This window comes from Oceanobacillus longus (assembly GCF_042650085.1).
Taxonomy (GTDB): domain Bacteria; phylum Bacillota; class Bacilli; order Bacillales; family Amphibacillaceae; genus Oceanobacillus; species Oceanobacillus longus.
This window is the reverse complement of record NZ_JBHSAO010000017.1, coordinates 93,918-101,266: the sequence shown is the minus strand read 5'-3', so window position 1 is coordinate 101,266 and position 7,349 is coordinate 93,918. Positions and strand designations below refer to the sequence as shown.

Genomic DNA, 7,349 nt, shown 5'->3' with positions numbered 1-7,349 from the left:
AAGCTCTTCAGCGCCGATGGTAGTTGGGGCCTTGCCCCTGCAAGAGTAGGACGCCGCCAGGCAAAATAAAAGAGCTAAGGTACATTTTTGTATCTTAACTCTTTTTTCGTTTATACAAAAATAGTCATAGTAATAAAAGAATGATTATGCAGATGAAGAAAAATATGCTATTCTATTTTAAAATTTAAAGTATATTGAATAAATAAATTTTATTTTGAGGAGGACAAAAAATTGAATTATATAGATCAAATATTTGGGGATGATTTTCTTTTAATTGTCCTTCGTCTATTTGTTGCCCTGTTATTATCAGGCTTAATTGGATTTGAAAGGGAAATAAATAATCATTCAGCGGGTTTTCGTACACATATTTTAGTTGGTGTGGGTTCATGTTTAATGATGATTTTATCCTTATTCGGTTTTATTTCATTTATGGAAACATATGACAATGTTCAATTTGACCCAGCACGTATACCATCTTATGTAATTAGTGGGATAGGCTTTCTTGGGGCAGGAACGATTATAGTGTATGGAGGAACGGTTCGGGGATTAACTACGGCTGCTTCTATCTGGGCTGTTGCAGGTATAGGACTGGTAGTTGGAGCTGGTATGTACAGTGTTGCGATAGTGACAACACTGATTATATTAATTAGTTTGGTCTTCCTCAATCATATTGAAAGTTTCTTTCCAAAATCGAAAACTAGTAATTTTATAGAAATCGTAGTAGAAGAATATTTTCAAATTCATTATGTAGTTGAGCTTATTGAGAAGTATAATTTGTCGATTAAAAATGTTGAAATCTTTCGGATGGAAAGTAATTTAAGGAAAATTTATATAAAAACAGACGTAAAAGAAAAACAGGATCTTGTAGGATTATTCGAAGAAATATCTAAAATTGATTATGTCAAAAACATTTCTAAGTTAAATAGTTAAACTGTTTCAAAAGCCTTACACATATAATATGTGTAAGGCTTTTGTTTCGTTTCCTTAAATTTTGGCTAATATATATAAAGTAAGATGTTTGCATCTCCTTCATTTTGGCGTATAATAATGGTAAAGTCAAAGATAGTCAAAGTCAAAATAACATTATAAACTGAGATAAATCATACAGATAAGAGGTGCAACACAAAATGAGCAACATTTCGGATATTATTGAACAATATTTGAAGAATGTGCTTCAGACGAAAGGCCAAAACACGATTGAAATAAAACGTAGCGAAATTGCAGATCAATTTCAGTGTGTCCCTTCACAAATAAATTACGTCATTAACACGCGTTTTACAATGGAAAAAGGGTATATAGTAGAGAGCAAGCGCGGTGGCGGTGGGTATATCCGTATCATGCGTGTAAAGCATGAAGATAAATCTGATTTAATTGATGAAATTATACAAATGATTGGGACAGCTATTTCACAACGTTCTTCGATTGATGTACTTGAACGCTTATTAGAAGAAAAACTTATTTCAAAGCGAGAAGCTAAAATTATGCTAAGTGCCATTGATCGAACTACATTGGCTTTTAATTTGCCATTACGGGATGAGGTTCGCGCTCGTGTACTGGCCGCAATGCTCTCTACACTTAAGTATTTAAATGAATAAATAAGGTACTATTATTTTCGGGTAAGGGGGAATAACTTTGGAATGTCATGAATGCCATGAAAGGCCTGCTACACTACAATTTAAAAAGATTATTAATGGGGAAGAAACAATCGTGCAATTGTGTGAAGAATGTGCCAAGAAGAAAGGGTATGTATCCTATCCCGAAGATGGTTATTCTCTTCATGATTTGCTTACAGGGTTATTTAATTTTGATAATTTGAAAATGGCAAATCCTAGTGGCAACCAGATAAATCAAATGAAGGATCTGCAGTGTTCCTCTTGCGGGATGACATTTTCTGAGTTTAAGAAGATTGGAAAATTTGGCTGTGCGCAATGCTATGAATCGTTTACTTCCAGACTAGAACCGATTTTCCGTAGAGTACACGCAGGTAATACAAAGCATTTTGGTAAAATACCAAAACGTGCTGGCAGTGATTTACATGTAAAAAGGCAGCTGCAAAGCTATAAAGAGGAATTGCATCATCTCATTGAAACAGAGGCTTTTGAAGAAGCAGCAAAAGTTAGGGACAAGATCAAGGCATTGGAGATAGGACATCGAGAGCCGGAAGCAGGTGAGGACTTATGACCTTAGAGCACTTTATTAATGAAGCGATCAGTCCATGGATGCTTGATGATGGACCTGATAAAGATATCGTGATGAGCAGCAGGATTCGATTAGCCAGAAACTTTGCCAATGTATCCTATCCCATTCTTGCTGATCAGGAGAAACTGGAGGAAATCCGTAGTTTTTTTGAGGAGGAGTATGCACATCAATCATTTCAGTCTTACGAAAATCTTGAGTTTGTTTCTATCCCAGAGTTGACCCCAGTTGAAAAAAGTGTACTGGTCGAAAAGCATCTAATTAGTCCGCATCTTGTTAAATTTACACAGCAAGGAGCCGCATTGATATCGCAGAATGAACAGGTTTCTGTAATGATTAATGAAGAAGATCATATTCGTATCCAGGTATACTTCCCTGGCTTGCAGTTAAAAAAAGCACTGGAGCATGCTTTTAACTTTGATGACTGGCTCGAGGAAAAGGTGAATTATGCATTTGATGAGACGAAAGGCTACTTAACTAGTTGCCCAACGAATGTGGGTACAGGTATGCGGGCCTCTGTGATGATGCATCTTCCAGCGTTGGCCATGTCGAATCAAATTAATCGAATGATTCCTGCAATTAGTCAACTCGGGCTTGTAGTCAGGGGGATATATGGTGAGGGTAGTGAAGCTCTTGGCAACATATTCCAAATATCAAATCAAATTACACTTGGAAAGTCTGAGTATGACATTATTGAGGATCTGGGAAGTGTAGTGAATCAATTGATTGAACATGAAAGAACGGCACGTACGCATATCGTAGAACGATCGGAAATGAAGCTTCAGGATCGTATTTTTCGTTCCTACGGTGTGCTGCAATACAGTCGGATAATAGATTCAAAGGAAGCATCCAGATGTATTTCAGACGTGCGATTAGGTATAGATTTAGGTATTATAAAGAATACATCAGGAAATATCCTAAATGAGTTAATGGTTCTTACACAACCGGGTTTTCTTCAACAATATGCAAATAGAACTTTAAAAGCGGGTGAACGTGACGTACTGCGTGCATCGCTCATTCGTGAAAGATTAAAATTGGAAAAATAGGAGGGAAATCCAGATGATGTTTGGACGATTTACAGAAAGAGCACAAAAAGTATTGGCGTTATCACAGGAGGAAGCGGTACGACTTGGTCATAATAATATTGGTACAGAACATATTTTATTAGGCCTTGTTCGCGAAGGGGAAGGAATTGCCGCTAAGGCTTTGCAGTCCCTTGGTTTAGAAGTAACAAAGATTCAGGAAGAAGTTGAAAAATTAATCGGGGTTGGCAAACAGCCAATGCAGTCGATTCATTATACTCCACGTGCTAAGAAAGTGGTTGAATTGTCTCAAGATGAGGCGAGGAAACTTGGTCATTCCTACGTGGGAACAGAGCATATTTTACTTGGTTTAATTCGTGAAGGCGAAGGTGTTGCTGCACGAGTATTAAACAATCTTGGAGTAAGTCTAAATAAAGCAAGACAGCAGGTTTTACAGCTGCTCGGCAGCAATGAATCACAGGCAGGTCGTCAAGGACGTGCAGGGCAGCAATCGAATGCAAGTACACCTACACTCGATTCCTTAGCCAGAGACTTAACTGTCAGCGCCAAGGAAGGTAAAATTGACCCTGTCATTGGACGTGCGAAAGAGATTGAACGTGTCATTCAAGTATTGAGCCGCCGGACGAAAAATAATCCAGTACTGATTGGTGAACCAGGTGTTGGTAAAACGGCTGTTGCTGAAGGACTAGCACAGCAAATCATTGATAATGAAGTACCGGAAACGTTAAGAGAAAAGCGCGTAATGACATTAGATATGGGTACGGTAGTTGCTGGAACAAAATACCGCGGTGAATTCGAAGATCGCCTGAAAAAAGTAATGGAAGAAATCCGTCAAGCAGGTAATATTATTTTATTCATCGATGAACTTCATACTCTAATCGGAGCTGGTGGGGCAGAAGGTGCCATAGATGCTTCTAATATTTTGAAACCATCACTTGCCCGTGGTGAATTGCAATGTATCGGGGCAACCACATTGGATGAATATCGTAAATATATTGAAAAAGACGCAGCACTTGAACGTAGATTCCAGCCGATTCAAGTAGATGAACCAACAATGGATGAAACCATTCAGATTTTAAGAGGCCTCCGTGACCGTTACGAGGCACATCACCGTGTGACGATTACAGATGAAGCTATTGAAGCGGCTGCAACACTTTCTGATCGATATATTACCGATCGCTTTTTGCCGGATAAAGCAATTGATCTAATTGATGAGGCAGGTTCAAAGGTGCGTCTTCGTTCGTACACGATTCCACCTAATCTAAAAGAGTTGGAGCAGAAGCTTGAAGAAGTCCGTAAAGAAAAAGATGCTGCTGTTCAAAGTCAGGAATTTGAAAAAGCTGCTTCTTTACGTGACTCGGAACAACGTTATCGTGAGGAACTGGAAAAGACCAAAGATGAATGGAAAGAAAAACAGGGTCAGACCGACTCTGAAGTAACCGTTGAAGACATTGCAAGTGTTGTTTCTATATGGACGGGTGTTCCTGTATCTAAATTGACTAAAGATGAGAGCCAACGTCTATTGAATATGGAAGAGATTTTGCATAATCGTGTAATTGGTCAATCAGAGGCTGTTGACGCTGTATCCAAGGCGATTCGCAGAGCACGTGCTGGATTAAAGGATCCGAAACGTCCGATTGGTTCATTTATCTTCCTCGGACCAACAGGAGTTGGGAAAACGGAGCTTGCACGTGCACTAGCAGAAGTAATGTTCGCCGATGAGGATGCAATGATACGAATTGATATGTCTGAATACATGGAAAGACATGCGACATCTCGTTTGGTCGGTTCTCCTCCAGGATATGTTGGATACGAAGAAGGCGGACAGCTTACAGAAAAAGTCCGTCGTAAACCATATTCCGTTGTATTGCTGGATGAAATAGAAAAGGCTCACCCGGAAGTATTTAATATTTTACTGCAAGTTCTTGAAGATGGACGTTTAACCGATTCAAAAGGTCGACTCGTTGATTTTCGTAACACAGTAATCATTATGACTTCTAACGTTGGCGCAAGTGAGTTAAAGCGAAACAAGTATGTTGGGTTTAATATGGGTGATGAAAAACAGGAATATAGTGATATGAAATCCAAAGTAATGGAAGAATTAAAAAAGGCTTTCCGCCCTGAGTTCTTGAACCGTATCGATGAAACGATCGTATTCCATTCCTTGGAGAAAAAGCATATGAAGGATATCGTAACGCTTATGTTGGACCAACTGCAACGTCGTCTAAAAGGTCAGGATATACATTTATCTCTAACAGAAAAGGCAGTTGAAAAAATTGCCAATGATGGATTTGACCCTGAATATGGTGCGAGACCATTACGCAGAGCAATTCAAAAAAATATTGAAGATCTGTTGTCTGAAGAACTGTTGAAAGAAAGCATTACAAAAGGGGAAAGTGTTAAAATAGGGTTAAACAACAAAGGTGATTTTACTGTTCTCGCATAGCGTGTTACTTTATTTAAAAATAAGTCATACTAGCAGTAAATGTGGCACTATATAACTGATGAACATAAAAGCTAGAAGAGTAATATCTTCTAGCTTTTCCTTCCATTTAAACGTTAAGAAGCTATCAACTACTCAGTTGTGGCATAATTATGGTAAGAATTTTTATGAAATGATAGGAATCTGTAACCTACCAGATTCAAAAATGTTTTACAATAGAAAAAGGGGATAGTGATTTGGCTAAACGAAAAACGAAGTATACTTGCCAGGAATGTGGATATGAATCGGCAAAATGGATGGGTAAATGTCCCAGTTGCAATAATTGGAATTCAATGGTTGAAGAGATTGAGGCATCGGATGTCAGAGGGAGAACCTCGTTTTCGAGTGGAACCCAGTCAGTTAGCAAGCCGGAAAGTATCACGGCAATTGAATCTGAGAAGGAACCGAGAGTAACAACTTCCATGATGGAATTTAACCGTGTCCTAGGTGGAGGAATCGTTTTAGGTTCTTTAGTATTGATTGGTGGAGATCCAGGTATTGGGAAGTCCACATTACTGTTGCAAATATCTTCACAATTGGCAGATAAGCAATTGCCAGTACTTTATGTATCTGGAGAGGAATCAACACGTCAAACAAAACTTCGAGCGGATCGTTTGGGGATAAAATCAGACTTACTATATGTTCTCTCTGAAACAAATTTGTTTGATATTGGTAAGCAAATAGAAGAATTACGACCCTCATTTGTGGTGATTGATTCCATTCAGACGATTTTTAAGGAAGAAGTAACCAGTGCTCCAGGAAGTGTCTCGCAGGTTCGTGAGTGTACAGTTGAATTAATGAAGATTGCTAAGACAAATGGCATTCCAATATTTATTGTTGGTCATGTAACAAAAGAAGGTGCCATTGCTGGTCCAAGATTGTTGGAACATATGGTGGATGCTGTACTGTACTTCGAGGGGGAAAGGCACCATACTTACCGAATATTGCGTGGGGTAAAAAATAGATTCGGAAGTACCAATGAGATGGGAATTTTCGAAATGAAAGAAGAGGGGCTTCGTGAAGTGTTGAATCCCTCCGAAATATTTCTGGAAGAACGATCTGAGGGGACAGCTGGATCTACAGTGGTAGCTTCGATGGAAGGGACAAGGCCTGTACTTGTTGAAATACAAGCTTTAATTTCACCAACCAGTTTTGGTAACCCACGAAGAACCGCAACCGGTATTGACCATAACCGTGTACCGTTACTTATGGCTGTCCTTGAGAAGCGGGTGGGTTTGATGCTACAAAATCAGGATGCCTATATTAAAGTAGCGGGTGGTGTTAAACTCGATGAACCTGCAATCGACTTAGCGCTTGCAGTCAGCATAGCTTCCAGTTTTCGTGATCACCCTACAAATCCGAATGATATTTTTATAGGTGAAGTTGGCTTAACTGGAGAAATCAGAAGAGTATCCCGTATTGAACAGCGTGTGCAGGAAGCGGCTAAACTAGGATTTAAACGTGTTATATGCCCGAAAAACAATTTAGATGGCTGGACATTTCCTAAAGGTATTGAGATTGTCGGTGTTAGCACAGTTCAGGAAGCACTAGATATAGGAATTATTAGATAGTATATTCTTACAAAAATGCGCCTTTTTTTAGCTATATTAAGATTTACTTGATATGAC

Annotated in this window: 6 protein-coding genes; all 6 read left to right on the top strand. The window is 38.9% G+C overall.

Translation table 11 applies throughout. The features are described 5' to 3' along the window. The first annotated feature begins 231 nt into the window (after positions 1-231). The 6 genes from ACFOUV_RS18115 to radA all read left to right on the top strand — a co-directional run bounded on the left by ACFOUV_RS18115 (position 232) and on the right by radA (position 7,292). Complete coding sequence (locus ACFOUV_RS18115) at positions 232-930, top strand: MgtC/SapB family protein (protein ID WP_379498183.1); 699 nt, start codon at positions 232-234, stop codon at positions 928-930. Positions 931-1,127: 197 nt separating this feature from the next. After that, a complete protein-coding gene (locus ACFOUV_RS18110; RefSeq protein ID WP_379498182.1) occupies positions 1,128-1,595 on the top strand; it encodes a CtsR family transcriptional regulator in 468 nt (155 codons plus the stop codon). A 37-nt stretch (positions 1,596-1,632) separates the two neighbouring features. Beyond that, a complete protein-coding gene (locus ACFOUV_RS18105; RefSeq protein ID WP_379498181.1) occupies positions 1,633-2,181 on the top strand; it encodes a UvrB/UvrC motif-containing protein in 549 nt (182 codons plus the stop codon). Beyond that, entirely contained in the window at positions 2,178-3,242 is a 1,065-nt protein-coding gene (locus ACFOUV_RS18100) for a protein arginine kinase (RefSeq protein ID WP_379498180.1), read from the top strand. The genes ACFOUV_RS18105 and ACFOUV_RS18100 overlap by 4 nt, the downstream gene beginning before the upstream one ends. Positions 3,243-3,255: 13 nt before the next feature. Continuing rightward, on the top strand, positions 3,256-5,685 hold the full coding sequence (gene clpC, locus ACFOUV_RS18095) for an ATP-dependent protease ATP-binding subunit ClpC (protein ID WP_379498179.1): 2,430 nt from the start codon (positions 3,256-3,258) through the stop codon (positions 5,683-5,685). Between the two features lie 233 nt (positions 5,686-5,918). Beyond that, a complete protein-coding gene (gene radA, locus ACFOUV_RS18090; RefSeq protein WP_379498178.1) occupies positions 5,919-7,292 on the top strand; it encodes a DNA repair protein RadA in 1,374 nt (457 codons plus the stop codon). Positions 7,293-7,349: the final 57 nt, after the last annotated feature.